The 24,846-nt window shown below is 67.4% G+C and carries 21 protein-coding genes; 5 read left to right on the forward strand and 16 right to left on the reverse strand.

What is annotated here, in order from left to right; genetic code table 11:
* Positions 1–117: 117 nt before the first annotated feature.
* The 10 genes from AC2ITM_RS20785 to AC2ITM_RS20830 all read right to left on the reverse strand — a co-directional run bounded on the left by AC2ITM_RS20785 (position 118) and on the right by AC2ITM_RS20830 (position 13,622).
* Complete coding sequence (locus AC2ITM_RS20785; RefSeq protein WP_486470117.1) at positions 118–1,041, reverse strand: LysR substrate-binding domain-containing protein; 924 nt, start codon at positions 1,039–1,041, stop codon at positions 118–120.
* Between the two features lie 49 nt (positions 1,042–1,090).
* Complete coding sequence (locus AC2ITM_RS20790; protein ID WP_486470118.1) at positions 1,091–2,296, reverse strand: NAD(P)/FAD-dependent oxidoreductase; 1,206 nt, start codon at positions 2,294–2,296, stop codon at positions 1,091–1,093.
* Positions 2,293–3,111: an NAD-dependent epimerase/dehydratase family protein gene (locus tag AC2ITM_RS20795; protein WP_486470119.1), complete on the reverse strand. Its 819-nt coding sequence runs from the start codon at positions 3,109–3,111 to the stop codon at positions 2,293–2,295. Before AC2ITM_RS20795 ends, AC2ITM_RS20790 begins: the two co-directional genes overlap by 4 nt.
* A 4-nt stretch (positions 3,112–3,115) precedes the next feature.
* The gene (locus tag AC2ITM_RS20800; protein ID WP_486470120.1) at positions 3,116–4,327 is read right to left on the reverse strand and encodes a pyridoxal phosphate-dependent aminotransferase; all 1,212 of its coding nucleotides are present in this window, start codon (positions 4,325–4,327) and stop codon (positions 3,116–3,118) included.
* A complete protein-coding gene (locus AC2ITM_RS20805; RefSeq protein WP_486470121.1) occupies positions 4,324–5,946 on the reverse strand; it encodes a hydantoinase B/oxoprolinase family protein in 1,623 nt (540 codons plus the stop codon). Before AC2ITM_RS20805 ends, AC2ITM_RS20800 begins: the two co-directional genes overlap by 4 nt.
* A 12-nt stretch (positions 5,947–5,958) precedes the next feature.
* Positions 5,959–8,037 carry a hydantoinase/oxoprolinase family protein gene (locus tag AC2ITM_RS20810; protein ID WP_486470122.1) on the reverse strand — a complete coding sequence of 693 codons (2,079 nt, stop codon included), beginning with the start codon at positions 8,035–8,037 and terminating at the stop codon, positions 5,959–5,961.
* On the reverse strand, positions 8,034–9,701 hold the full coding sequence (locus AC2ITM_RS20815; protein WP_486470123.1) for a thiamine pyrophosphate-binding protein: 1,668 nt from the start codon (positions 9,699–9,701) through the stop codon (positions 8,034–8,036). The genes AC2ITM_RS20810 and AC2ITM_RS20815 overlap by 4 nt, the downstream gene beginning before the upstream one ends.
* Positions 9,702–9,725: 24 nt before the next feature.
* Complete coding sequence (locus tag AC2ITM_RS20820; RefSeq protein ID WP_486470124.1) at positions 9,726–10,298, reverse strand: SDR family oxidoreductase; 573 nt, start codon at positions 10,296–10,298, stop codon at positions 9,726–9,728.
* Between the two features lie 340 nt (positions 10,299–10,638).
* Positions 10,639–11,928 (reverse strand): L-fucose:H+ symporter permease, encoded by a 1,290-nt coding sequence (fucP, locus tag AC2ITM_RS20825; protein WP_486470125.1) that lies wholly within the window; start codon positions 11,926–11,928, stop codon positions 10,639–10,641.
* Between the two features lie 266 nt (positions 11,929–12,194).
* Positions 12,195–13,622 (reverse strand): patatin-like phospholipase family protein, encoded by a 1,428-nt coding sequence (locus AC2ITM_RS20830; protein WP_486470126.1) that lies wholly within the window; start codon positions 13,620–13,622, stop codon positions 12,195–12,197.
* A gap of 776 nt (positions 13,623–14,398) precedes the next feature.
* Between AC2ITM_RS20830 and AC2ITM_RS20835 the strand changes: the two genes are divergently transcribed.
* Positions 14,399–16,024, forward strand: a complete 1,626-nt coding sequence (locus AC2ITM_RS20835) for an amidohydrolase (protein ID WP_486470127.1) — start codon at positions 14,399–14,401, stop codon at positions 16,022–16,024.
* Here AC2ITM_RS20835 and AC2ITM_RS20840 read toward each other — a convergent pair.
* From AC2ITM_RS20840 to AC2ITM_RS20860, 5 genes are all read right to left on the reverse strand, one after another.
* Positions 16,014–16,685 carry an amino acid ABC transporter permease gene (locus tag AC2ITM_RS20840; RefSeq protein WP_486470128.1) on the reverse strand — a complete coding sequence of 224 codons (672 nt, stop codon included), beginning with the start codon at positions 16,683–16,685 and terminating at the stop codon, positions 16,014–16,016. The genes AC2ITM_RS20835 and AC2ITM_RS20840 overlap by 11 nt on opposite strands.
* A gap of 8 nt (positions 16,686–16,693) precedes the next feature.
* Positions 16,694–17,362, reverse strand: a complete 669-nt coding sequence (locus AC2ITM_RS20845; protein WP_486470129.1) for an amino acid ABC transporter permease — start codon at positions 17,360–17,362, stop codon at positions 16,694–16,696.
* 84 nt (positions 17,363–17,446) lie between these two features.
* The gene (locus AC2ITM_RS20850) at positions 17,447–18,289 is read right to left on the reverse strand and encodes a transporter substrate-binding domain-containing protein (protein ID WP_486470130.1); all 843 of its coding nucleotides are present in this window, start codon (positions 18,287–18,289) and stop codon (positions 17,447–17,449) included.
* Between the two features lie 29 nt (positions 18,290–18,318).
* Positions 18,319–19,290, reverse strand: a complete 972-nt coding sequence (locus AC2ITM_RS20855) for an isopenicillin N synthase family dioxygenase (protein WP_486470131.1) — start codon at positions 19,288–19,290, stop codon at positions 18,319–18,321.
* 67 nt (positions 19,291–19,357) lie between these two features.
* The gene (locus tag AC2ITM_RS20860; RefSeq protein ID WP_486470132.1) at positions 19,358–19,771 is read right to left on the reverse strand and encodes a VOC family protein; all 414 of its coding nucleotides are present in this window, start codon (positions 19,769–19,771) and stop codon (positions 19,358–19,360) included.
* A 306-nt stretch (positions 19,772–20,077) separates the two neighbouring features.
* On the opposite strand from AC2ITM_RS20860, the gene AC2ITM_RS20865 reads away from it, so the two are divergent.
* From AC2ITM_RS20865 to AC2ITM_RS20880, 4 genes are read left to right on the forward strand one after another with little or no spacing between them, the layout of a single operon-like run.
* Positions 20,078–20,806 (forward strand): amino acid ABC transporter ATP-binding protein, encoded by a 729-nt coding sequence (locus tag AC2ITM_RS20865; protein ID WP_486470267.1) that lies wholly within the window; start codon positions 20,078–20,080, stop codon positions 20,804–20,806.
* A 24-nt stretch (positions 20,807–20,830) separates the two neighbouring features.
* Positions 20,831–21,760, forward strand: coding sequence for an N-carbamoyl-D-amino-acid hydrolase (locus AC2ITM_RS20870; protein WP_486470133.1), 930 nt, complete (start codon positions 20,831–20,833; stop codon positions 21,758–21,760).
* Positions 21,757–23,211: a dihydropyrimidinase gene (gene hydA / locus AC2ITM_RS20875; protein WP_486470134.1), complete on the forward strand. Its 1,455-nt coding sequence runs from the start codon at positions 21,757–21,759 to the stop codon at positions 23,209–23,211. The genes AC2ITM_RS20870 and hydA overlap by 4 nt, the downstream gene beginning before the upstream one ends.
* Positions 23,208–23,843, forward strand: a complete 636-nt coding sequence (locus AC2ITM_RS20880) for an aspartate/glutamate racemase family protein (protein ID WP_486470135.1) — start codon at positions 23,208–23,210, stop codon at positions 23,841–23,843. The genes hydA and AC2ITM_RS20880 overlap by 4 nt, the downstream gene beginning before the upstream one ends.
* On the opposite strand, the gene AC2ITM_RS20885 is transcribed toward AC2ITM_RS20880, so the two are convergent.
* Positions 23,827–24,780 (reverse strand): LysR family transcriptional regulator, encoded by a 954-nt coding sequence (locus AC2ITM_RS20885; RefSeq protein ID WP_486470136.1) that lies wholly within the window; start codon positions 24,778–24,780, stop codon positions 23,827–23,829. The genes AC2ITM_RS20880 and AC2ITM_RS20885 overlap by 17 nt on opposite strands.
* Positions 24,781–24,846 lie beyond the last annotated feature (66 nt).

Genomic DNA, 24,846 nt, shown 5'->3' on the forward strand with positions numbered 1-24,846 from the left:
CCCAGACTGCCGCATGGGTTCCCCCGGCCAAACCAAGAAAGAACGGGCATCGACAAGTTTTGCTTTGCCATGCCCCTCGAGCTTGCCGGGATCGACGGCTTTGCCCGGACCGGGGCCTCAGAGCGGCACGGCGGGGGCGTTCCAGTCTTCCGACGTGATCCAGTCGCAGAAGGTCGCAATGGTCTTCACGCGCCGGTGCGCCTTCGGCAACAGCAGGTAAAAGCCGGGGATGTCGCTTTCATCCATGTCGGTCAGGATCTCGGTGCCCAGCGGTGCCACCAGCCGGCCATCGCGCAGGTCCTTCAGCGCATCACTGCGCGAGATCAGCCCCACGCCGATGCCCGAAATCGCGCCCCGACGCATGGTCGCGGCATCCTGGAACTCTATTTCCCCTGCAATTTCCGGGCTTTCAATGCCCAGATGCCGCAGCACCCGCGTCCACAGCCTGCGCGCCAGAACGGGATGCAGCAAGGTCAGCTTGATCAGGTCCTCGGGGCGGCGGATCCGCTCGGCCAGCGCCGGAGAACAGCAGATCAGCTTGGGATCGCGCACCAGCAGCGTCTGCTCCAGCTCGTTCCATTTGCCAAAGCCCCACTGGATCGACACGTCGACCTCGTCTGCCGCGAAATCGGGCAGTTGGATCATCGTCGTCAGCCGCAGGTCGGCCCCGGGCAGCCGGTCGCGGAAACGCTCCAGCCGCTCCATCAGGAAATGCGTGGCGAAATAGGGGCTGACGTTGATGTTGATGCGGTTGCGATAGGTCGCATTGGTGACCCGGCGCAACCCTTCGGTGAATTCGTCAAAGCCCGCCTGGACGAAATGCGACAGCACGATGGCCTGTTCGGTGGGCTCGATCACCCTGCCCTTGCGATGGAACAACGGCACATCCAGGATGTCCTCCAGCAGCTTGATCTGCTGGCTGACCGCCTGCGGTGTCACCAGCAGCTCGTCCGAGGCGGCGCGGAAGCTGCCCTTGCGCATCACCACCCAGAAGACGCGCAGCGCATTGAGCGGCGGCAGGCGGACCGAAGAGGTGGACATGGGCAGTCTCCGTCAGGCACCGGCCCCCATGGCAAGGGGCCGGCCGAATTCAGATCACCGCCTTCTCAAGGAAGGGGCGACCGGCCGCGATACGCTCGTAGCCGACCGGCGAAAGGTCAAGGGTGCGGAAGCCGCCATAGGTGACCAGTTCCGAAATCGCCCGCCCCGCGGCCGGCCCCTGCTGCAATCCGTGACCGGAAAAGCCGTTGGCGAAAAAGAAGTTGGGCACATCGGGATGCGGCCCGACGACAAGGTTGTGATCCAGCGTGTTGAAGGCATAGTGCCCGGCCCACTGGTTGACGACCTTGATCGCCTCGAAGGCGGGCGAGCGTTCGGCCAGGGCGGGCCAGATGATTTCCTCGAACTCATCATAGCGGGGATCGAAATCGTCCCAGTCGACGGCCGGGTCCTCGACCGGGGCGCAGCCCGACAGAAAGAACTTGCCCTCGGGGCGGCAGAACACGCCCGTGGGGTCGATCATCAGCGGCAACCGGCCCTGGTTCAGCGTGGCGCTGCCTTCGGGGCTTTGCGCGCAGTCAAAGACGAAAAGCGTGCGCTTGCGCGGCTCGACGGGGATGTCCAGCCCCGCCATCCGCGCCGTCTTCGAGGCCCGAGGCCCCGAGGCATTGACGATGGCCCCCGCCTTGACCACCGCCCCCGAGGCCAGCGTGACCGAGGTCACCCGACCGCCGTCGCGGCCGATGCCCACGACCTCATCGCGGATGAACTCGGCGCCCTGGGCGCGGGCCTTGTTGCGAAAGCCGTACATCAGCCCGGTGTTGTTGAACCAGCCCTCGCCCTCGTGCCCGTAAGAGGCCAGCCGGATGTCGCCGGTGTTCAGATGCGGAAAGGCCTGTGCCAGGCGGTCACGGTCCCACAGTTCGACATTGGCGCCACAGGCGCGCTGCACGGCGTGGTTTTCCCGCAGCACCTGCGCCTGTGCATCGGTATTGGCCAGGAACAGATAGCCGCCCGAATGGAAGTTCAGGTCGGGCCGGTCGCCGTCGACCTCCATCATGGCGCCGAAATTGCGGATCACCTCAGAGCCGTACTGGCTGATCTGCACGTTGATCGGGTTCGAGAACTGCACCCGGATCGAAGAGGACGACAGCGCCGTCGAGGCGCGCAGATAGGTGGGATCACGTTCCACCACCAGCACCGAGCCGGTGAAATCGGGGTTCGCGGTCAGGTAATAGGCCACGGCCGAGCCGATCACGGCCCCGCCCACCACCACCACGTCATAGCGTTCCTTCATTGCGCGGCCTCGTCATCGGGATGGGGCAGATGCACGAACCAGCCGCCCAGGCAGGTGGTGGCGGCATCCTTCGGATCGGCGACCGGATGGGCGGCCTCGACCTTGGCGCGGAAACCTTCGGTATTGTCCTGCGGCTGATAGCCCAGGTGCCCGGCAGGCCCCATCTGCACCGGTTTCACCTTGTTGTCGGACATGCCCACGGTGATCGTGTGGCCCAGATGCGGCGCGGTCAGGCAGGCGCTGACCAGGCGGATGCAGTCTTCGAACGACAGCCATGACCACAGCATCCGGCGGTCCGCCGGTTCCGGGAACGAGGAAAAGATGCGGATGCAGGCGGTTTCGATGCCGAACTTGTCCCAGTAAAGCGACGACAGGCTTTCGACAAAGGCCTTCGACACGCCGTACAGGCTGTCGGGGCGTGGGGCCGCATCGCAATCGATGGCATCATGGATGCCGTGATAGCCGATGGCATGGACCGAAGAGGCATAGACGACGCGCCTGACCCCATGTTTCCGGGCGCCTTCGTAGATGTGGTAGCTGCCGCGGATATTGCTGTCGAGGACCTCTTGCCAGGGGCGTTCCATCGGGGCGCCGCCCATGTGGACAATGGCGTCGCAGCCTTCGGTGGCGGCGATGGTGGCGGCCTCGTCGGCCAGGTCGAAGACCAGCGCGGTCTCGTGCGGCTGGACGTTCTCGCAAGGGGTACGGTCGGCGATCACCAGATGGTCGGCCAAAGGCGCCAGGCCGCGGCGCAGCTGGGTACCCAGACGCCCCGCGGCGCCGGTGATCAGGATCTTCTTGAAAGGTTTGCTCATGGGATCAGCCTTTGGTCGAAAGCAGGGAAACCGCGCGCCCGATGCGGGCGATGGCCTCGGACAGGACCGCCTCGGAGGTCGCGGTCGAGATGCGGAAATAGGGCGACAGCCCATAGGCGCTGCCGGGCACCGAGGCGACATGCGCGCTTTGCAGCAGGTAATCGGCCACGGCCGCGTCATCGGCCAGCAGCCGGCCTTCGGGGGTGGTGGCGCCGATCAGCGCGGCACAGCCGATATAGGCGTAAAAGGCGCCCTCGGGCGGCGACAGGGTCAGGCCGGGGATCTGCGCGATGCCCGCTACCACCAGGTCGCGGCGGCGCTGAAAGGCGGCACGGAACTGCGCCACGCAGTCCTGCGGCCCCTCCAGCGCGGCCTGGGCGGCCCTCTGTGCGGGCGCCGAGACCGAGGTGCAGGACTGGCTTTGCAACGTCGCCATGGCGCCGATCAGATCACGCGGCCCGCCGGCATAGCCCACGCGCCAGCCGGTCATCGCATAGGCCTTCGAGACGCCATTGACGGTCAGCGTGCGCGCCTTCAGATCCGGGCAGGCGGCGGCAAAGGAGGTAAAGTCGCGCCCGTCAAAAAGAATGTGCTCATAGATCTCGTCCGACAGGATCATGACCTGCGGATGCTCGGCCAGAACGGCGCCAAGGGCCACCAGATCGGCACGCGCATAGGCCGCCCCCGAGGGGTTGCCGGGCATGTTCAGGAACAGCCAGCGGGTGCGGGGCGTCAGCGCGGCGCGCAGGATGTCGGGCGTCAGGCGAAAACCGGTCGCTTCGGGGCAGACGGGCGTCACCGGCACGCCGCCGAACAGCTTGGCCATCTCGGGGTAAGAGACGAAATAGGGCGCGGGCAGGATCAGCTCGTCCCCCGGCTCGACCGTGGCCATCAGCGCGTTGAAGATGATCTGCTTGGCCCCATTGGCGACCGCGATCTGGTCCCCGGCATAGTCGAGGGCATTTTCCCGGGCGAACTTGGCGGCGATGGCGCGGCGCAACGCCGGTGTGCCCAGCGAGGCGGTATAAAGCATCCTTTCCCCGCGGGCCGCGTTCAGCGCCGCTTCGGTGACATGGGACGGGGCGGCGAAATCGGGCTCTCCCAGGCCAAGGTCGATGACATCGACGCCGGTGGCCGCCAGTGCCTTCGCAGCCTGGCTGGCAGCCATCGAGGCCGAGGGTTTCACCTCCGACAGGCGGCTGGCAATGCGGGTCATTCGGGTTCGCCTTTCGTGACGTAGCCGCGCGACAGGTCCTGTGCCCGGGCCTCGGGGTCGCGGTCTTCGGGGGGGCCGTAGCCGCCGCCGCCGGGCAGCGTCAGCACCAGGCGGCGCCCGGCGGGGACGAATTGCCAGCCCTTCGGGCGCACCGGCGTGCCATCATCCAGCGCCGCCCCCCCGGGCGCCCCGCACCCCCCGCCATCTCGGCCCCGCGCCGGCGCGGTCATGCGGTCGAACATGGCAGAAAAGTCGAATTCGTGGCCCTCGGCCGGGGCGATCTCGATCACCTGGCCCAGACCGCCGCGATAGCGCCCTGGGCCGCCGGAATCCGGCCGCAGTTCCTTGCGCCAGACGACGACGGGGCCGGTGTGTTCCGTGGCCTCGATGGGCATGGTGTGCACCCCCGAGGGGAAGGCCGTGGCCGACAGCCCGTCCAGCCCCGGCCGCGCCCCCATGCCGCCCGAGTTGAACATCAGGATCTCGGCCCGGCGCCCCTCGGCCCCCGCCACCGGGCGGGCCGAGATATGCACGTTCCAAAGCGAGGCCGCCCCTTCCGCCAGCACCTGCCCCGGCAGCGCCTGCGCCAGCGCCCCCAGCACCAGATCGGGCACCATATGGCCCAGCACATGGCGCACCGACACCGGCGCCGGGCGCGGCGCGTTCAGGATGTTGACCGGAGAGGACACGTCGAACACCGCAAGCGAGGCCGCATTGTTGGGAATGTCCGGCGCCACCACGCATTTCAGCGCATAGCTGGCATAGGCCTTGGTGTAGATCATCGGCACGTTGATGCCCCAGCGGCTGATCGGATCGGTGCCGCTGAAATCGACATTGACCCCGGTGTCAGTGATCGAGACCTCGGCCTGCAGGCGCACCTGCGCATCATAGCCGTCGGTCAGCATGTCATTCGACCAGCGCCCCTTCGGCAGGGCGGCGATACGCTCCATCACCGCGCGGTGGGTGCGCGACAGGATGAAGGCGCCAAGGTCCTCCAGGTCCGGCAGGTTCACCTCGTCCAGCATCTCGCTCAGGCGGCGGTGGCCGACATCGTTGCACGAGGCCAGCGAATAGAAATCACCGATCACCTGGTTCGGCTCGCGCACGTTGGCGCGCAGGATGCGCAGCAGGTCGCGGTTGACCTCTCCGCGTTCGGCGAATTTCATGATCGGGATCTGGATGCCTTCCTCGTAGACCGATTTGCCGTCGGCGCCGAAGCCGCGCCCGCCCACATCGACCACATGCGCCGTGCAGGCGAAAAAGCCGATCAGCCGGTCGCCCCGGAAGCTGGGCGAGACCATGGTGATGTCGTGCAGATGCCCGGTGCCGGTCCAGGGATCGTTGGTGACATAGGTGTCGCCGGGGAACATCTGGTCGGCGGGGATCTCGTCGATGAAATGGCCGACGGCCTCGGCCATGGTGTTGACGTGGCCGGGCGTGCCGGTGACGGCCTGGGCCAGCATCTGGCCTTGCGCATTATAGACCCCGGCCGACAGGTCGCCCGCCTCGCGCACCGAGGTCGAGAAGGCCGTGCGCAGCAGCGTCAGCGCCTGTTCCTCGACCACCGAGACAAGGCGGTTCCACATCACCTGCAGGCGGATTTCGTCGATTTGGCTCATTTCGGACATGGATCAGAGACCTTTGCGCAGCAGCAGGATCGAGCCGTCGGACTGGATCACGGCATCGAAGGGAGAGGTGACGACGGTCGAGGTTTCGGCCTCGACGATGACGGCGGGGCCGGTGATGCGGTCGCCCGCGACCAGGCCCGCGCGCTCGACGATGGCGGTGGGTTCCAGGGCGCCCCGCGCCGGGTCGAAGACCGCCCGTTCGGGATGGCCGGTGACCACCTTTCCGTAGTCGGTCAGGGCATGGCGGGTGCCTTCGGGACGGCTGTCCTGCGCCTTGACCGAGAAGGTGACGAACTCGATCTCGGGTCCCTCGACGGGGCGGCCAAAGAACCGGGCGTAGCGGGTGCGGAACTCGGCGGCGATGGTGTCGGCATCGGCGGCGGTGAAGGCGCGGTCCGGCAGCGGCACCGGAATTTCCCAGCCCTGCCCGGCGTAGCGCATGAAGGCCGTGACCTCGCGGTGGATCGCCCCGCAGGTGCCCGCGCGCACGAAGCCCTCGGCGGTGGCCTTCAGATCATCCAGCAGCGCGTTCAGCGCCTCGGGATCAAAGCGCGACAGCCGCTGGATCTGAGAGGCGACGGCCTCGTAGCCGAAGGGCGCCTTCAGGAAACCGATGGCCGATCCCACGCCCGCGCCCTGCGGGATCAGGCAGCGGTCGATGTTCAGCTTTTCGCACAGCCGCGCCGCATGCAGGGGGGCGGCACCGCCAAAGGCGATCATCGTGGCATCGCTGATATGCTTGCCGTTCTCGACCGCATGGACGCGCGCGGCATTGGCCATGTTTTCATCCACCACGTCGCAGATGCCGAAGGCCGCAGGCAGCGCCCCGAGCCCCAGAGGCGCGCCGACGTCACGGGTGATCGCGGCGCCTGCGGCCTCGGGCGAAAGGCGGATCTTGCCGCCGGCGAAATTCTCGGGGTCGAGCTTGCCCAGCAGCAGATCGGCATCGGTGATCGCGGGACGGGTGCCGCCACGGCCATAGCAGGCGGGCCCGGGTTCGGAACCGGCACTTTCCGGCCCCGCCTGGATCCGGCCCATGGCATCGACCCAGGCGATGGATCCGCCGCCCGCGCCGATCTCGATCATCTCGATCACGGGAATGGAAATCGGCATCCCCGATCCCTTGGCAAAGCGGTAGGTCCGCGCCACCTCGAAGCTGCGGGCGGTCTGCGGCTGGAAATCGTCGATCATGCAGATCTTGGCGGTGGTGCCGCCCATGTCATAGCTGACGACCCGGGTCAGATCAAAGCGCCGGGCGATGTCGGCGGCAAAGATCGCGCCCCCCGCAGGCCCCGATTCCACCAGCCGCACCGGGAATTCGGCCGCCGTTTCCACTGACACCAGACCGCCGCCGGAATGGATCATGAAGACCGGGCATTGCGCGCCCATCTCCTTCAGGCGGTGCTGCAGCCGGGTCAGGTAGCTGGCCATCTGCGGCCGCACATAGGCATTGGCACAGACGGTGTTGAAACGCTCGAATTCGCGCATCTGCGGCGAGACCTCGGCCGAGATCGAGATCGGCAGATCCAGGTGGCGCTGCAAGATCTGCCGGGCGCGGCGTTCGTGGGTGGGGTTCATGTAGGAATGGATGAAGCCCACGGCGACGGCGCCGAAATCCTGCTCTGCGATCTGCCGGGCGATGCGCTCCAGCGCGGCTTCGTCCAGCGGCTGCAGCTGCTGGCCCTGGGCGCCGATGCGGCCTGCGACGGCAAAGCGGTCCTCGCGCGGGATCAGGGGCGTGGGCAGCTTCAGGTTCAGGTCGTATTGCTCAAAGCGGTTCTCGGTCCGCATTTCGATCACGTCGCGAAAGCCTTCGGTGGTGATCAGCGCGGTGCGTGCGCCGCGCCGTTCGATCAGCGCATTGGTGGCCAGCGTCGTGCCGTGGATGATCAGCTCGATCGCCGCGGGCGTGATCCCGGCCGCTTCGGTGACGATGGCGATGCCATCGAGGATCGCCTGTTCGGGGGCGGTGTAATTGGTCAGCACCTTGGTCGAGAACATCCGCCCCCGCAGGTCCAGCACGATGTCGGTGAAGGTGCCGCCGATGTCGGCGCCCAGGCGGATGTCCTGTCCGGGGTTCATGTCTTGTCCTTTGCGGCAAGGGCTGCGTCGCGCATCTGCGACAGTGTCTGGCGGGGCGTCAGCGCCTCGGGAGAGATGGTAAGATCCAGCAGCGCCCCACTGGGCGAGGCCAGCGCGCGTTCGAAGGCGGCGGCGAAATCGGCGGTCGCCCCGACCCGCTCGGCATGAAATCCGTAGGCCTTTGCAAGGGCCACGAAATCGGGGTTGGCGGTCATCGTGGTGCCCGACACTCGGGTCGGATAGTGGCGTTCCTGATGGGCGCGGATGGTGCCGTAGATGCCGTTGTTCAGCACCAGGATGATGGGCTGGGCGCCGGCCTGCAGCGCGGTCGCAAGCTCGGTACAGTTCATCTGGAAATCGCCGTCGCCGGCAAAGCAGACCACCGTCTTCGCGGGATCGGCCACCTTGGCCGCGATCGCCGCCGGCAGGCCGTATCCCATGGCGCCGGACTGCGGCGCCAGCAGCCGCGCCTGGGGCCCGTACCGAAAGAACTTGCCCGGCCAGACGGTAAAGTTGCCTGCACCGTTGGTCAGGATCATGTCGGGCGGCAGGCGGTCGCGCAGATAGGCGCAGACCTGGCCCATGTCGACGGGGCCCGGCAGCGGCGGCAGGTCAAACCCCGCCTCGTAGGCCGCTCGGGCGCGGGCGCGCCAGTCACCCCAACGGCCCTGCACCGGCGCCAGCGCGGCGGCAAAGGCATTGGGTCCGGCGTGGATCGCCAGATCGGGGCGATAGATCTTGCCCAGTTCCAGATCCGATCCGTGCACATGCACGATCCGCTGCTGCGGCTGCGGCACCTCCAGCAGCGTATAGCCCTCGGTCGAGTTCTCGCCGAAGCGCGCATTGACCGCCAGGATCACGTCGGCCTCGCGGATCAGCGCCTTGACCGAGGGCACCATGCCGACGCCCGCTTCGCCGCAGAAACAGGGCGAATGGTTGTCGAACTGGTCCTGGTAGCGAAAGACCGAGACGACGGGAATATCCGAGGCCTCGGCAAAGGCCTGCAGCGCCCGCGCCCCCGCGTCCTGCCAGTTGCAGCCGCCGTAGAAGATCAGCGGGCGTAGGGCCGCCTGCAGGATTGCGTGCAGCTTTGCCATGGCGGCAGGCGCGGGGGCCGGTTCATGCACCACCACCGGGCCCGCCAGCGGCAGGGCTGTGGTGGTATCGGTCAGCATGTCTTCGGGCAGGGCGATGACCACGGGGCCGGGACGGCCCGACACCGCCAGGGTCCAGGCGCGCGACAGGATCTCCGGCAGGCGGTCGATGTCGTCGATCTCGACCGCCCATTTCGCCATGGTGCCGAAGACGGCGCGATAGTCGAGTTCCTGAAAGGCTTCGCGGCCCTTCATGTCGGTGCCGACCTGGCCCACGAACAGCAGCATCGGCGCGCTGTCCTGCATCGCGGTATGCACGCCGATGGCAGCATTGGTGGCGCCGGGGCCACGGGTGACCATGCAGATCCCGGGCTGGCCGGTCAGCTTGCCCCAGGCCGCCGCCATGAAGGCCGCGCCGCCCTCGTTCCGGCACAGCACATAGTCCAGAACGCCGCCGGTGTCGTGCAGCGCATCCAGCACCGCGAGGTAACTTTCCCCGGGCACGCCGAAGGCCTTGCGCGCGCCGAGCGCGACCAGGCTTTCGACCAGCAATTGTCCACCGTTTCGCATGATGAGGTCCTTACGAGGCAAAGATCACTGGAAGGCGCCCGACACCGCCGCCACGGCGGGGCCACCGGCCCCCAGGCCGGGCAGCAGCGTGGCGGTGACGCGGGCATGGGGTTCGGGGCCGGGATCGCCGGGCGCCACATGGCCCCGCGGGCCCCGGCTGGGGCCGAAAGGCGGCGCACGAAGACCTGCGCGCCCCCCCACCACCGCCTGCAACGCCGGGGCGGGCCAGGGCCGGACGACGCGCACCATCGCCGAGCCATGCGCCAGCATGGCAGGCAGGGCCGCGGGGGTCAGATGAAGGATGGTGGACAGGTTGACCACGAGGGCCTTGTCGATCCCGGGCGCGCTCAGCCTGTCGAAGCGGGCAGGCGCGGGACGGCATGGAACAGGGCATCGGGGGCGACATCCGGCGCCCGGGGCGCGCAGGCCGTCGCGGTCGGTCAGGTCGATGGCGCAGGGCGGAATGCCGGCGCCGGCACGCAGCGCCTTCGGCGCGCGGGGGGCGCGACCGATGGCGCGCACCTCCCGGCCTGCCTGGGCGAGGGCCTTCGCCCGTCCCGCCCCCCGGGTCGCCCCGGTCATTCCCGCATGCGCCATGCACCTGTCCTCCGCGTGTTGCGGGAATGGTGCCCGGACGGGGCCTGCGGGGAAATCAAGAAAAGCCGCGTATCGACAAGTTCTGCTTGCCGAAAGGTCCGCTGGTCCGGGCCCGCGCGGCGGCGGGCGCGGGCGGCGCGCGATCAGCCGTTCAGCGCGGCAATCTCGTGCGGGAGCAGGAAAAAGCTGAACCGGCGGCGGCGCGTCAGGGTACGGGTGGCGCGGGTGTCGGTGTAAAGGGCAAGGTAGCTGAGCATGAAGGGGACTCCGATGGTTGCCCCCTTCATATCGTTAGCGCAAACAATCACGCAATATCGGTAAGTTGAACCCTGCCTTGCAGCTAGTGCATGGCATGGGGCCGCCGCCCCGCCCGCAGGTCGAAAATACCGTAGAGCGTGACCACGCCAAAGCACAGCCCCGGCACCACATAGGCCACCGCCGGGCCGTAGGCATCCAGCACCGCGCCATGGACCATCGGCATCACCGCGCCACCGGCGATCGCCATCACCAGGCCTGCGGCGCCGAACTTGGTGTCCTCGCCCAGCCCCTGCAGGGCGATGCCGTAGATTGTGGGGAACATCAGCGACAGGCAGGCCGACAGCGCCACCACCGCCCAGATCCCCGCCAGCCCCGGATGGCCCGCCGCAAAGAAGCACAGCGCCATGCCCAGCCCCGCCATCCCCGTCAGCAGACCCGAGGGCCGCAGAAAGGCCATCGCCCCCACCATGACGAAGCGCGCCACCAGAAAGATCATCAGGCTGGCCTGCAGATACCATCCGGCCTGGGCCTCGGTGCCGCCGATGGCGCCGATGACGTACTGGATGGTGAAGGTCCAGGTGCAGGTCTGGGCCGCGACGTTGAAGAACTGCGCCATCACGCCGAAGGCATAGTGACGGTTCAGCAGCAGCCGTTTCACCGTGGCACCGAAATGCACCTGGGCTGCGCCGGGCAGCGGGGCCTCGTTGCGGGCGGGCATCTTCTTGAAGGCGATCAGCAGCCAGATCACCAGAAGCAGCCCGGCAAAGCCCACATAGGGCCCCATCACCGCCGAAAGCTCGGACTGGCGGATCCGGTCCAGGACCTCGGGGGCCATCGCGGCGCGCTCGGCATCCGTGGCGGGGTTCAGATGCGGCAGGATCAGCGTGGCCGACAGCAGCACGCCGATATTGGTGCCCACCGGGTTGAAGGCCTGCGCCAGGTTCAGCCGCCGGGTGGCGTTTTCCTCGGGGCCCATCGAGATGACGAAGGGATTGGCCGAGGTCTCCAGGATCGACAGCCCCCCCGCCAGGCAGAACAGCGCCAGCAGGAAGAAGCTATAGGTCATCGCGATCGAGGCCGGGTAGAACAGGAAGGCCCCCAGCGTCGCCAGCCCCAGCCCGGTCAGCATCCCGGTCTTGTAGGTAAAGCGCCGGTTGATGAAGGCCGCCGGCAGCGCCAGCAGGAAATAGGCCCCGTAATAGGCGAACTGCACCAGCGAAGCCTGAAGGGTGCTCATCGAGAAGATGCGCGAGAAGACCTGGACCAGCGGGTCGGTCATGTTGGCAGCCACGCCCCAGGCGGCAAAGCAGCTGACCAGCAGGATGAACGGCAGCCCCATGCCGCGTTCAACGAACGGCGTCTTTCCGGTCATGAAAAACCTCTTGAAAACAATATCAGTCTGATCGGGCCGGGGCCTTGGGCCGCCGTATGGGCGCGACACGGAAGACCGCTGTCGCGCGGGGCTGCAGGGATACGAAGGCACGCCCCGCCCACCAGCCCGGTTGCGCCCCCCGGGCGCCCGTAGCCTTGCTGCGGTCTGCGATTCCATCCATGACAGGCCCTCCTTCCCGGCAGGGACCTTACAGGGGTCTTTTAATAAATCAAATCGAATTATTTATAGGGCGCCGTGACGGCATGCTATAGCCCGCTTGCGCTGCGCCAGCGCTGCAAAAAGTCCTGCATCTGCGCAGCACCATGGGCCTGCAGCCGGGCGATCTGCGCGGCATCGGTGCGCATCTTGGTCGCAAGGTCCAGCGTTTCGGCCAGATCCTCGTCCATGTCGATAAAACCGAAGGTGATCGCCCGGTAGTGCCGCTTGCCCCGTGTCATCCCGCCCATGCGGATCACATGGCCGATTTCCTGGGTCAGAGACAGGTTGCCGATCAGCTCGTTCTGGCGGTCCTCGATGGCGGCGGTCGAGGTGGGCATCCGGCGGATCCGGGTCGGGTTGATGCGGATCACCCAGATTTCCTCGGGGTCGAGGGCGGGATCGCCGTGCACGTCGGGCAGGTGGTAAATCGGCGGGTTGGTGGCATAAAGCCCGTCCCACAGCACCTGGCCGTCCAGTTCGACGGGGCGCATCGCCTCGGGGATGGCGGCGCTGGCGGTCAGGCAGCTGACCAGATCGTCCAGATGCGTGGCGCCGCGGAAGAGGCGCAGATTGGTGGCATCGGCGCGGTGATGGGGATGCGGCTCCAGGGCCAGGCCCTTGTCGCGCGCGCGGCGGACCTCGGGCGGGGCGTCGGGCCCGGGGACGGACGGGGGGCTTTGCGCCAGCATCGCATCGGTCGCCCCGATCAACAGGGCCGGGGCCTGCGGACCCTGCTCGGCCAGCGCCTGACGCAGCGCGGCGCGGGTCTCGGGGCCGAAATACTGCTCCAGCAGGTTGCGCAGCATGGTCTGCACATCGACCTCGCGCCGCGCCAGCGTCGGCAGGTCATCCCCCCGGACGCTGTGCGACGGCAGCACCGAGAGATCCAGAAGATCACCCCAGAGGCGGGCCAGAGGGGCACCCCCCGGCTGCTGCGCCAGCACCCCCAGCCCGGCCCGCAGCGGTGCCGTCAGCGCGGTCGCCGCATGGCCCGCAGGCGTGGCATCCAGCATCCCGAAAAGCTGCGGCCAGTAGGACGGCGTCGGACCCAGCCGGCCATGCAGCGGCAGCCCTTGCCAGGTCATGGCCTGCAACGCCGAAAGCCCCGCAGCCATGTCATTGCGCAGCCGCGCGGCCAGACGCTGACCGGGCAGCTGGCCGCGCAGCAGCGCCGCGATTTCCTCGGGCAGGACATCGGGCCAGCCGGGGGCGGCATTGCCTTCGGGATAGGCAGTGGACCAGAAGCGCTCGACCATCGGCACCTGCCCTGCCCCGCCGCGCCCCAGCAGCAGGTCATGCCAGACCATCGCGGCGCACAGCGCGCCCCCCGACGTCCCGCTGAGCGCCACGATGCGAAAGCCCGTCTGCGCCTCCGGCGCCGTGCGCAGCAGATGCGCCAGCGCCCCGGCGGTAAAGGCCGTCTGGGCGCCTCCTCCCTGACAGGCAATCGCCACCCTGATCGGTTCCCGTGCCATCGCCCACCTCCTCTGGCTGACGGGACCAGAGTGCACCCACCGCGCCCCGGACCGAAGCCCTTTTCCGGCCAGAAACCCTCCTGGCGGGACCTTTTTCCAACATGCACACCCCTGGAGAGGCTCAGCCCCCCCGAAAGACGACCCCGCGACCGTCACGGGCGGCATGGGTTCGACAGGGCGACCCGGCCCGTTTCTCTGCAGCCGGCGCAGTCAAACCGGCCCCAATGCCAGAGCATCAAAACGATGGATCTGGCCAGCCCACCGGTGTATCAGGCCCGGCCTGCCGGATGCGTCATGTGATCACATCCGTAAAACCCGTGTCTTGGCCATGAAGGACCCCGCCACGGCCCAGAGGTTCAGCCCCCCGACCCAGCCAAAGCGCTCGGGGCCGACCTCCAGATGTCCGGGGCAGAGGATGCGCGACGCCCGGCCCCGGTTGCTGCGCCCTTCGACGCCAAGGCCGTGCCGATCCCAGAGGGGCCAGTCTGGCCGGTGCACCCTGCGCAAGGCCCGCGAACCGGGCCGCCTGATGGCGCCGCAATCCCTGCCATGCGGATCCGACCGCCAAGGTGACGATCCGCGACAAGGTGCTGCGGCCGCCGAATTTCGATATCCGACCCCCGGACCGGTGGCGAAACGCACAGATCGCACGCAACCGCCGCCCCGGCAGGACCCGAAACCGGGCAAAGCGGCAACGGGGGCTGTACAATCCCCCTCTCACCGCGCGGTTCTGGCCCCGAGGCGCATCCGACGCGCCCCTGCCGCCCGGAGCCCCCATGCACGCCGAACTGATCCTGACCAATGCGGACATCGTCACGATGGACCCGCTGATGCCCCGCGCCCAGGCCCTTGCCCTGGCGCATGGCCGCGTCCTGGCCCTGGGCCCGACCGACCAGATCCTGCCCCTTGCCGGGCCCGCCACGCGCCGCATCGACGTGGGCGGGCGCATGGTGCTGCCCGGACTTCAGGATGCCCACAACCATCTGCAATCGGCGGGCTATTACACCGCCACCATGGCCGACCTGACGCCCGCCACCACGATCACCGGGCTGCAGCGGACGCTCGCGGCCTTTGCCGCCGCATCAGACGCGCCCTGGGTGATGGGGGTGGGCTACAATATCGGGCTTTTCAACGAGGAAAACCTGACCCGTGCCGATCTGGATGCGGCGATCCCGGACCGGCCCTGCTACATCTGGGCGGCTGACCTGCATTCCGCCTGCCTCAACAGCCGCGCCTGCGAGGGGCTGGGGCTGGATGCAACCGTTGCCGATCCCGCCAACGGCCGCTTCAGCCGCGATGCCGACGGACGGCCGACGGGGATGCTGCATGAAAAGGCCACCGACTGGGCCCGGGCGCGGATGCCGCAGGTATCGCCCCAGGACTATCGTGCCGGGGTCCTTCATGCCCAGGCGCTGGCGCATTCGCTGGGCCTGACCGGCATCATCGACCCCGCCGTCACCGCCGATCTGGCACAGGTCTATCACGCCATGGCCCAGGACGGCACGCTGAAGCTGCGGGTGGGCGGGGCGATCTATACCGATCCGCTCGCCTCGGTCGCGCAGGCGCTGGAAAACGCCCTGCAGCTGCGCGCCAGCTACAGCACCGGCCTGCTGCAGCTGCATTCCGCCAAGATCTTCGTCGATGGCGTGATGGAGAACCGCACCGCCGCGATGATCCGCGACTATGCCGATGCCCGCGGCGGCAATGCGCCGGTGATGTTCGCCCCCGACCATCTGAAGGCACTGTGCACCGCCTTCGACGCGGCGCGCTTCCAGATCCACATGCATGTGATCGGCGACCTTGCCGTGCGCAGCGGCCTTGACGGGATCGAGGCCGCCCGGCAGGCCAACGGCCCCTGGCCCGCGCTGCACCAGCTGACCCATGTGCAGTTCGTCGATCCCGCCGACATTCCCCGCTTTGCCGCGCTTGGGGTGATGGCCAACTGTCAGGCGCTCTGGGCGCGGCGGGCGCCTTCGGTCACGGATGTGGCGCTGCCGATGGCGGGCCCCGCACTGGCCGACTGGATCTATCCCTTCGGCGCGCTGATCAAAGCGGGGGCGGACTGGTGCCTGACCTCGGACTGGAACGTCACCCCGATGAACCCGTTCGAGATCATGGAGACCGCGGTCACCCGCCGCCCCGTCGGGGACGTGACAACGCCCGTGCTGACACCGCAGCACGCCCTCAGCCGGATGCAGGCGCTGCGGGGCTATACGCTGGGCGCCGCCGCCGCCTGCTGGCGCCCCGACACCGGCCGCCTGGCGCCGGGCTGCCGGGCCGATCTGATCGTCCTCGACCAGGATATCCTGGCCTGCCCGCCCCACCGCATCGGTGCCACCCGCGTCCTGATGACCCTGCTGGCCGGAGAGACGGTCTTTGCCGACCCGGCCTTCAGCGGCTGACCTGCAGATCCCTCTGGAACCGAGAGATCACCCGCACCAGCGGCCACAGCACCGCCAGATACATCGCCCCCGCCAGCACCAGCGGCGAGGAATTGTAGGTGACCGAGCGCGCCACATTGGCGTTGTTCAAAAGCTCGGCCAGCGACACGACCGAGGCAAGCGAGGTCAGCTTCACCACCTCGACCACGTTCGACAGCAGGTCGGGCAGCACGTTGCGGATGGCCTGCGGCAGGATCACCAGCACCATGCCCTGCGCCGGGCCAAGGCCGGTGGCGCGGGCGGCCTCGGACTGGCCGCGCGGCACCGAACGGATGCCGGCGCGGAACACCTCGGCGAAATAGGCCGAGTTGTTCAGCAGGAACGAGATCACAACCGCCAGGAAGGGCGTCAGATGGACCCCCGCGAAGGGCAGGCCGGAATAGACGAAGATCAGCAGCACCAGCGGCGGCAAGGCGCGGAAGAAGTCGATGAAGACCACCGCGCCGATGCGCAGCGCCCGGACCGGAGACACTGCCGCCAGCGCCAGCGCCAGCCCCCCGGCCAGGCCCAGCACGATCACCACCGCGCACAGCCGCAGCGTCATCCAGGCGCCGGTCAGCAGCAGCGGCAGCGCCTGCCCCATGATGTCGAGATTGAAGAAGGTGGAAAGAAACGTCTCCATCGCGGGCCTCAGCTTTTGGTGTGAAAGCGCCGCTCGATCCGGTGCGACAGGATCACGACGGGGATGAACAGGATCAGGTAGGCGATGGCCGCCATCGTCAGCGGCGTCGCCGACCCCGAGAAGCTTTGCGCCGAGGTCGCCACCGACAGGATCTCTTTCACCCCGATGACCGAGCCCAGCGAGGCCATCTTGGTGATCGCCAGCGCCCGGTTCACCAGCGAGGGGATGCCCATCCGCCAGGCCTGCGGAAAGGCGATGCGTGCCAGCGTCTGGCCAAAGCCCAGCCCGGTGGCGCGCCCGGCCTCCCACTGGCCGCGCGGCAGGGCGGTCAGGCCCGACCAGAAGATTTCCTCGGCGAAGGCGGCCAGCACCAGGCTGAGGACCAGATAGAGGACCGCCCAGCCGGGCATCATCACCCCCAGCGACGGCAGCCCGAAGTAAAGGATCAGGATCAGCACCAGCGGCGGGATCGCGCGCAGGAAATCGGCGCAGACCACGATCACGAAGGATACCGGCCACCAGCGATAGGCGCGCAGGCAGGCCAGCCCCGCCCCCAGCAGCAGCCCCGTGACGATCACCGCCACGCCCAGCAGCACCGTGGTGACCAGTGCCTGCCAGATCGCGGGCAGGTATTTCGCCATCACCTCGGCGCTGAAGAAGGTTTCGAAAAAGCTCATCCGGGCAGGCTCCGGGGGGGGAAGGGGAACATGGGGGGTCCTTCGTCGGTCAGGGGGCAGGCCCGGCGGCCTGCCCCGCGCGGATCAACCGCAGGTCAGATTATGCGCGGTCGCGTCGTAGCCTTCCAGCCCCGGCACGCCATAGCCCGGCTGGATGGCGTTTTCCGCATCGTCCGCCATCGGCGCCACGCCCAGCCACTTGGTCGAGATCTTGGCGATGGTGCCGTCCTTCTTCAGGCATTCGATGGCCGCATCCAGCTTGGCGCGCAGCTCGGGCTTGTCCTTGGGCACCACCAGCGACCAGCTGGCGCGGGTGTCCTTCATCACATAGCCCGGCACGAAGGCGGGCACCTTGGTGGCGGCGTATTTGATGTTGGCGGCCCCGCCCACCTGGTAATCGGCACGCCCCGTCACCACCGCATCCGTGGCCGAGGTGAAAGTATCGAGCGAAAGCACCTTGAAGCCGTATTTGTCGGCATTTTCATTCGCCCAGGCCTCGTAGTTCGAGCCCTTGTTGACGGCGACGGTCTTGCCCTTCAGCTGGTCCAGCGCGGTGACCTCGGGGGTGCCCTTCTTCTGACCCAGTTCCAGGGCGGTATACATGTAGCCCTCGGTGAACAGCATGGTCTTGGCGCGTTCGGCATTGGCGGTGACGGGGGCCAGGATGAAATCGTAGGTGCCCGCGTTCATGCCGGGGATGATGCCGACAAAGTTCACGCCCTTGATGTCCAGCTTCACGCCCAGTTGCTTGGCCAGCGCCGCGCCAAAGTCGATCTCGAAGCCTTCCAGCTTGCCCGACAGGTTCATCGAGGCCATCGGCGGAAAGTTCGGATCGACCGCGGTGTGCAGCGTCTCTTCCGCCTGTGCCACGGTCCCGAAGGCCAGCGCGCCCAGTGCCGCCATCGCGGCCCAAGTCATCTTTTTCATTGTCGTTTCCCTGTTGTGGTTATGGGTTTTCAGCTGTTCGCCCGGTTCACCTTCATCAGGCGATGGTCGCCCGAGGTGATGGCGGCATATCGCGCCGGATTGTTCCCCCCGGAGCATCCCGGCAGGCATTCGATCAGCGCGTCGTAATTGGGCTGGTGGAAGAAGGCGATCGACAGGCGGCGCCCGCCGGTGCCCTGGGGCGGGTTGGCAACGCGGTGGGCGGTGCTGACGTAGCGGTCATTGCTCCATTGCGCCATCAGATCGCCGATGTTGACGACGAAGCTGCCGGGCACATGCGGCACGGCCTCCCAGGTGCCATCCTTCTTCTGCACTTCCAGACCGCCCGGGGCGTCCTCGGTCAGCAGGATCGTCAGGCAGCCATAGTCGGTATGCGCCCCCGCGCGCAGCTGGCCGGGTTCCGGCGCCCGGTCCTGTGCCGGATAGTGCAGCGCCCGCACGTTCGAGATATGCCGGTCCACCTTGTCGACAAACCAGTCCTCGGGCGCGCCGAGCGCCAGCGCGAAGCCCGCCAGCAGCCTGTCGGCAATCTGCGAGACGGCGGTATAATAGGCCTCGAAGGCGGGCTGGAAATCGGCCGGGGCGGCAGGCCAGCGGTTCGGGGCGAAATGGGCGGCGGCGGCCTCGCAGGTGAAATAGGCATCCTTGCCCACCACCACCGGCCCCATCGAGAAGGCTTCCTTAAGATCCACCGCCGCATCGGCCTTGCCGGTCGAGCGCGCCAGTGCCTCGCTGGAAACCGGAATATAGCCCCGGTAGTTCGGCTTTTGCCGCAGGATCTGCTCTTTCTCGGCGACGGGGCGGTCGAAATAGTCCAGCGCTGCGGCGCGCGTGCGCGCAATCAGCGCAGGATCAATCCCATGGCCGGTGATGCACAGGAAGCCGATCGTCTCGCAGGCGGTCTGGATCTGTGCGGCGACAGCCTGGCGCGCAGCCAGATCGCCGGAAAGGCCCGAGATATCGATGACGGGAACAGTGGTCATTCAGGCAGTCCCTTGGTTGGCGGAGGGCCGGCGGCCACGACCGCCACCGCCCCCCTGTTGGAATGGCTTACCGGGCGAAGACCTGCTCGAAATCGGCAAAGCCCTTGATTTCAATCGGGTTGCCGGAGGGGTCGAAGAAGAACATCGTGCGCTGTTCGCCCGGCTGCCCCTCAAAGCGGATGACGGGGGGAATGTCGAAGGCCACGCCCGCGGCGGTCAGCCGGTCCGACAGCGCCAGCCAGTCCGGCAGCGCCAGCACCGCGCCCATATGCGGCATCATCACCATGTGATCACCGACCTTGCCGGTCCGGGTGGTCTCGAACGGCTTGCCCAGGTGGAACGACAACTGGTGGCCGAAGAAATCGAAATCGACCCAGGTGTCGGTCGAACGCCCTTCGGCGCAGCCCAGAACCCCGCCGTAAAAGCGGCGGGTTTCCTCCAGGTCGGTCACGTGCAGGGCAAGGTGGAAGACGGATCGCATCGGGAACTCCTTCAGGTCTTTCCCAACGGGTCGCGCAGTTCTTGGGCGCCTCGCAAGGGCGTTTCCCGGCAGCACAAGAGAACCTTCGCAGATCCAAACCTCGGGCACCTTTAAAGTATATCGTTTAATAACAGTATCTTGAAATACTTCACTTGGGTCGATCCGCGCCAGATACTTAAGTTTTCCTTATGTTTCTAGCCAATCAATGTGATCGATTTATGGATCTTTTCCCAGCTACAGACGGAACAGGGCCGGGGATCGGCCCGCTTGCCCTCTCGCCCCCGGAAGGAGCCCCAGATGCGCCCCATGCTTGAGATTCGCGGCCTGCAGAAATGCTATGGCACGACCGAGGTGCTGTCCTCGATCGACCTCGAGGTGAAAGCCGGAGAGCTGGTCTTTGTGATCGGCCCCTCCGGGTCGGGCAAATCGACCATGCTGCGCTGCTGCAACCGCCTGGAAGAGCCCACGGGCGGCTCGATCTTCATCGACAACCGCCGCATCACCGACATTCCCCGCAAGGAACTGGACCGGATGCGCCAGCAGGTCGGCATGGTGTTCCAGGGGTTCAACCTTTATCCGCACATGAGCGTGGTGAAGAACGTCATGCTGGCGCCGGTCTGGGCCCTGGGCCGCGATCGCGCCACAGCCCGCAGCCGCGCGATCGAACTGCTGGCCCAGGTCGGTCTGGACCACAAGGCCGATGCCATGCCGACGGAACTGTCGGGCGGCCAGCAGCAGCGCGTGGCCATCGCCCGCGCCCTGGCCATGGACCCCAAGGTGATGCTGTTCGACGAACCGACCTCGGCGCTGGACCCGGAGCTGGTGGGCTCGGTGTTGAAGGTGATGAAGGACCTGCGGGCGCGCGGCATGACCATGCTGGTGGTCAGCCACGAGATGGGCTTTGCCCGCGATGCCGCCGACCGGGTGGTCTTCATGGATGGCGGCCACGTGGTCGAACAGGGCCCGCCCGAAGAGGTCTTCGGCAATCCCCGCTCGGCCCGGCTGAAGGAATTCCTGTCGCGTGTCAGCCACTGACCGGATCAAAACAAGGACATCAAGATGACGAAGATGAAGATCGGGGCCGCGCAGATCGGCGGCATCCAGAAGGACGAACCCCGCGCCGCCGTGGTGGCAAGGATGCTGGCGCTGATGGATCAGGCGCATGCGCAGGGCGTCAGCTTCCTGGCCTTCCCCGAGATGACGCTGACCACCTTCTTCCCGCGCTTCTACGTCGAGGACCGCGCCGATTTCGACCACTGGTTCGAGACCGCGATGCCCAATGACGCCACCGCGCCGCTGTTCGAACGGGCCCGGTCCTATGGCATGGGCTTTACCTTCGGCTATTGCGAACTGACGCCCGAGGGCGAGCATTTCAACACCGCCATCCTGGTCTCGCCCGAGGGCGAGATCATGCTGAAATACCGCAAGACCCATCTGCCGGGACATGCCGAATTCGAACCCGAGCGCAGCCACCAGCACCTGGAAAAGCGCTATTTCCTGCCCGGCGACACCGGCTTTAACGTGGTGCGCAACCAGGGCGTGCTGACCGGTCTGGCGATCTGCAATGACCGGCGCTGGCCGGAAAGCTGGCGGATGCTGGGCCTGCGCGGGGTGGAACTGGTGTGCATCGGCTACAACACGCCCTCGCAGAACAACCTTTCGGCCAATGAGGGGCTGGAAAAGCGCATCTACCATCACGAACTGTCGGTCTGCGCCGGGGCCTACCAGAATTCGACCTATGCCATCGCAGTCGCCAAATGCGGCACCGAGGACGGCAACCACATGATCGGCGGTTCGATCATCGTCGATCCCGACGGCTTTGTCATCGCGCGCGCCAGCGGCGAGGGCGACGAGCTGCTGGTGGCCGAGGCCGATTTCGACACATGTGCCTTCGGCAAGTCGACGGTCTTCAACTTTGCCGCCCACCGCCGGATCGAGCATTACGGCCTGATCGCCACCCAGACCGGCGTGGAGGTCCCCGAGGCATGACCTTCGATACAGTCATTCACGGCGGCACGATCATCACCGCCGACGGCCAGTTCAAGGGCGATCTGGGCATCACCGATGGCCGCATCGCGGCGGTGGCGGAAACGCTGCCGGGCGGAACGCGCCGCATCGACGCGGGCGGTCGGCTGGTCATGCCCGGCGGCATCGAGGCCCATGCCCATATCGCGCAGGAAAGCTCCTCTGGGGTGATGACGGCGGATGATTACCTGTCGGGATCGGTCTCGGCGGCATTCGGCGGCAATTCCAGCTTTATCCCCTTTGCGGCGCAGCAGCGCGGCCAGTCGGTGGATGACGTGATCGCGACCTATGATGCCCGCGGCGCGCGTTCGGTCATCGACTATTCCTACCATCTGATCATCTCGGACCCGCGCCCCGAGGTGCTACAGGACGAACTGCCGCGCGCCTTCGCCCGTGGCATCACCAGCTTCAAGGTCTTCATGACCTATGACCTGATGAACCTGGGCGATGGCGGGATGCTCGACATCCTGACGGTCGCCCGCCACCACGGCGCCATCACCATGGTCCATGCCGAAAACAACGACATGGTGAAATGGATGAACCGTCAGCTGGCCGCCCGGGGCCTGACGGCGCCGAAGTACCACGCCATTTCCCGCCCCGAACTGGCCGAGGAAGAGGCGATCAACCGCGCCATCCAGCTGGCCAAGCTGGTCGATGCGCCGCTGTTCATCGTCCATGTCAGCACGCAAGGCGGCGCCGAGATCGTCCGGCGCGAGAAATTCAACGGTGCCAAGCTGTTCGCCGAGACCTGCCCGCAGTACCTCGCGCTGACCCGCGACGATCTGGACCGACCCGGGATGGAGGGCGCCAAATACATCTGTTCGCCACCGCTGCGCGGGGCCGACACCCAGGCGGCGCTGTGGCACCATGTGCAGATGGGCACCTTCGAAAGCGTCAGCTCTGACCATGCGCCCTATCGCGCCGACGAAACGGGCAAGTTCCTGAACGGCTTCGACGCGCCCTATCCGAAGATTTCCAACGGCATGCCCGGGATCGCGGCGCGTCTGCCCTATCTGTTTTCGGAAGGCGTCGTGAAGGGGCGCATCACGCCTGAACAGTTCGTGGCCCTCAGCGCCACCAATGCCGCGAAAACCTTCGGCTGCACCACCAAGGGGCGGATCGCGCCCGGCATGGATGCCGATATCGCGATCTGGAACCCCGACGTGACCCGCACCGTCCGTCAGGCCGACCAGCACGACAACATGGATTACACCCCCTTCGAGGGGATGCAGCTGACCGGCGTGCCGGAAATCGTCATGACCCGCGGCGCGGTGATCGTTGAACAGGGCGAACTGAAGGCCCGCGAAGGCCAGGGGCGGTTCTTTGGCCGCGCGCCCGTCGATCTGCGCGGTCGTCCCGGCTTTACCGCGCCGGAATTCGACCCGGCCCGGAACTTTGGCACGGCCCTCAGATGAGCATCCTTGTCATCAATCCCAACAGCTCGGCCCGGGTGACGGCCTCGATCGCCGAAGCCCTTGCACCAATGGGTGATTTCCGGGTCGAGGGGCTGGCGCAGATGCCCGCCACCATTGCCTCGGAAGAGGATGTCGCGCGCGCCGGGCTGGCCTTTGCCGAAGCCGTCGCCGCCGCCCCCGGGGCCCGCGCCTATATCAGCGCCTGCTTTTCCGATCCCGGGGTGCAGATCGCCCGCAGCCAGACGGCAAAACCGGTGCTGGGCTGCATGGAATGCGGCATCCTGACGGCGCTGGCGCGCGCCGACCGTTTCGGCATCATCGCCATGGCGGCCGGGTCGATCCCGCGCCACCTGCGCCGGATGCGCGAGATGGGGGTCGAGGGGCGCCTTGCCGCCGAACTGCCCCTGCCCCCCGGCACCACCGCCGAGGCCACCGGCCACGACCCCGCCGCCTATGCCCGGGCGCTGGAACTGGCGCAGGACCTGCGCGCCGCCGGTGCCGGGGCCATCGTGCTGGGCTGCGCGGGCATGGGGCCGGTGCGCGCCCGGCTGGAGGCCGAGGCCGGGCTGCCGGTCATCGATCCGGTCCGCGCCGCCGCCGCCATGGCCCTGGGGCTTATAGCGGCAGGCTGACCTCCTTGTTGTGCAGGATGTCGCGCAACAGCCCGACGAAGGTGCGCACGTGGTCCGACTGCGGCACGCCGCGTCGGGTCACCGCGCAGGCCGAGACCTCGGTCGCGGGCAGGAAGGGCAGCCGCACCACATTGGGGAACGGATAGGACGAGGCCGAATAGGGATCGACCAGCGCCACGCCGATGCCCTGTTCCGCCAGCGATGCGGCGGTGGCGCAAAAGCGGACCTCGATCCGGGGGGCATAGGTGCAGCCTGCCTCGCGGAAGGCCTCGCGGATCAGGGCGCCCAGGATGCTGTCGGATTCAAGGCCGATGAAGGGCCGCTGCGCCAGATCCGCGGGCCGCACCGCCTTGGCCTGCGCCAGCGGGCTGGTGCGCGGCACCAGCGCCACCATGCGGGTGCGGTGGAAGGGCTTGACCAGCAGCGACAGGTCCACCTTGCCCTCGAAGACCGCCAGCCCCAGGTCGGCCTCGCCGGTCTGGACGGCATTGTAGACCTCGGAGATCCGCCGCACGTCGTAGGACACCTGCAGCTTGGGATAAAGATCGAAGAACCGCGCCAGCGTCACCGAGGCATGGGAATAGCCCAGGGGCGGCGTCGCGATGACCCGCAGCCGCCCTGTCACCCCCGCCGCCAGATCCCCCGCCCGGTGTGAAAAGCCGCGCATCGCCGACAGGACCGAACGCACGTCGCCCTCCAGCTGCCGCGCCGCCAGCGTCGCCGTCAGCCGCCGGCCGCTGCGGTCGAACAGCACCAGCCCCAGGGCGCCCTCAAGCTGCCGCAGGCTGAGCGAGATCGCCGGTTGCGAGATCCCCAGAACCTCGGCCACCTCGGCTGTGGTGGCGCCGCCCAGCATCTTGGCAAAGACCTCCAGGTGGCGCAGGGTGACATCGGGATGGGCCAGCAGCCGCCCCACCTGGGCTTCGTCTTCGGACACGGGCACCCCCTGCGCAAACCCCTGTGAACACTCGGGAAACCCTAGCAGGGCAAGGCAGAGCTGGCC

It is taken from the genome of Pseudooceanicola sp. NS-SX9, assembly GCF_057380705.1.

Excerpts from the sequence above, each read along its gene's own strand:
- AC2ITM_RS20855 (WP_486470131.1), bottom strand. The coding sequence starts at position 19,290 with ATGACCACTGTTCCCGTCATCGATATCTCGGGCCTTTCCGGCGATCTG.
- AC2ITM_RS20790 (WP_486470118.1), bottom strand. The coding sequence starts at position 2,296 with ATGAAGGAACGCTATGACGTGGTGGTGGTGGGCGGGGCCGTGATCGGC.
- AC2ITM_RS20795 (WP_486470119.1), bottom strand. The coding sequence starts at position 3,111 with ATGAGCAAACCTTTCAAGAAGATCCTGATCACCGGCGCCGCGGGGCGT.
- AC2ITM_RS20835 (WP_486470127.1), top strand. The coding sequence starts at position 14,399 with ATGCACGCCGAACTGATCCTGACCAATGCGGACATCGTCACGATGGAC.
- AC2ITM_RS20850 (WP_486470130.1), bottom strand. The coding sequence starts at position 18,289 with ATGAAAAAGATGACTTGGGCCGCGATGGCGGCACTGGGCGCGCTGGCC.
- hydA (WP_486470134.1), top strand. The coding sequence starts at position 21,757 with ATGACCTTCGATACAGTCATTCACGGCGGCACGATCATCACCGCCGAC.
- fucP (WP_486470125.1), bottom strand. The coding sequence starts at position 11,928 with ATGACCGGAAAGACGCCGTTCGTTGAACGCGGCATGGGGCTGCCGTTC.
- AC2ITM_RS20785 (WP_486470117.1), bottom strand. The coding sequence starts at position 1,041 with ATGTCCACCTCTTCGGTCCGCCTGCCGCCGCTCAATGCGCTGCGCGTC.
- AC2ITM_RS20815 (WP_486470123.1), bottom strand. The coding sequence starts at position 9,701 with ATGCGAAACGGTGGACAATTGCTGGTCGAAAGCCTGGTCGCGCTCGGC.
- AC2ITM_RS20830 (WP_486470126.1), bottom strand. The coding sequence starts at position 13,622 with ATGGCACGGGAACCGATCAGGGTGGCGATTGCCTGTCAGGGAGGAGGC.
- AC2ITM_RS20800 (WP_486470120.1), bottom strand. The coding sequence starts at position 4,327 with ATGACCCGCATTGCCAGCCGCCTGTCGGAGGTGAAACCCTCGGCCTCG.
- AC2ITM_RS20805 (WP_486470121.1), bottom strand. The coding sequence starts at position 5,946 with ATGAGCCAAATCGACGAAATCCGCCTGCAGGTGATGTGGAACCGCCTT.
- AC2ITM_RS20865 (WP_486470267.1), top strand. The coding sequence starts at position 20,078 with ATGCTTGAGATTCGCGGCCTGCAGAAATGCTATGGCACGACCGAGGTG.
- AC2ITM_RS20845 (WP_486470129.1), bottom strand. The coding sequence starts at position 17,362 with ATGAGCTTTTTCGAAACCTTCTTCAGCGCCGAGGTGATGGCGAAATAC.
- AC2ITM_RS20880 (WP_486470135.1), top strand. The coding sequence starts at position 23,208 with ATGAGCATCCTTGTCATCAATCCCAACAGCTCGGCCCGGGTGACGGCC.
- AC2ITM_RS20820 (WP_486470124.1), bottom strand. The coding sequence starts at position 10,298 with ATGGCGCATGCGGGAATGACCGGGGCGACCCGGGGGGCGGGACGGGCG.
- AC2ITM_RS20810 (WP_486470122.1), bottom strand. The coding sequence starts at position 8,037 with ATGAACCCCGGACAGGACATCCGCCTGGGCGCCGACATCGGCGGCACC.
- AC2ITM_RS20860 (WP_486470132.1), bottom strand. The coding sequence starts at position 19,771 with ATGCGATCCGTCTTCCACCTTGCCCTGCACGTGACCGACCTGGAGGAA.
- AC2ITM_RS20870 (WP_486470133.1), top strand. The coding sequence starts at position 20,831 with ATGACGAAGATGAAGATCGGGGCCGCGCAGATCGGCGGCATCCAGAAG.
- AC2ITM_RS20840 (WP_486470128.1), bottom strand. The coding sequence starts at position 16,685 with ATGGAGACGTTTCTTTCCACCTTCTTCAATCTCGACATCATGGGGCAG.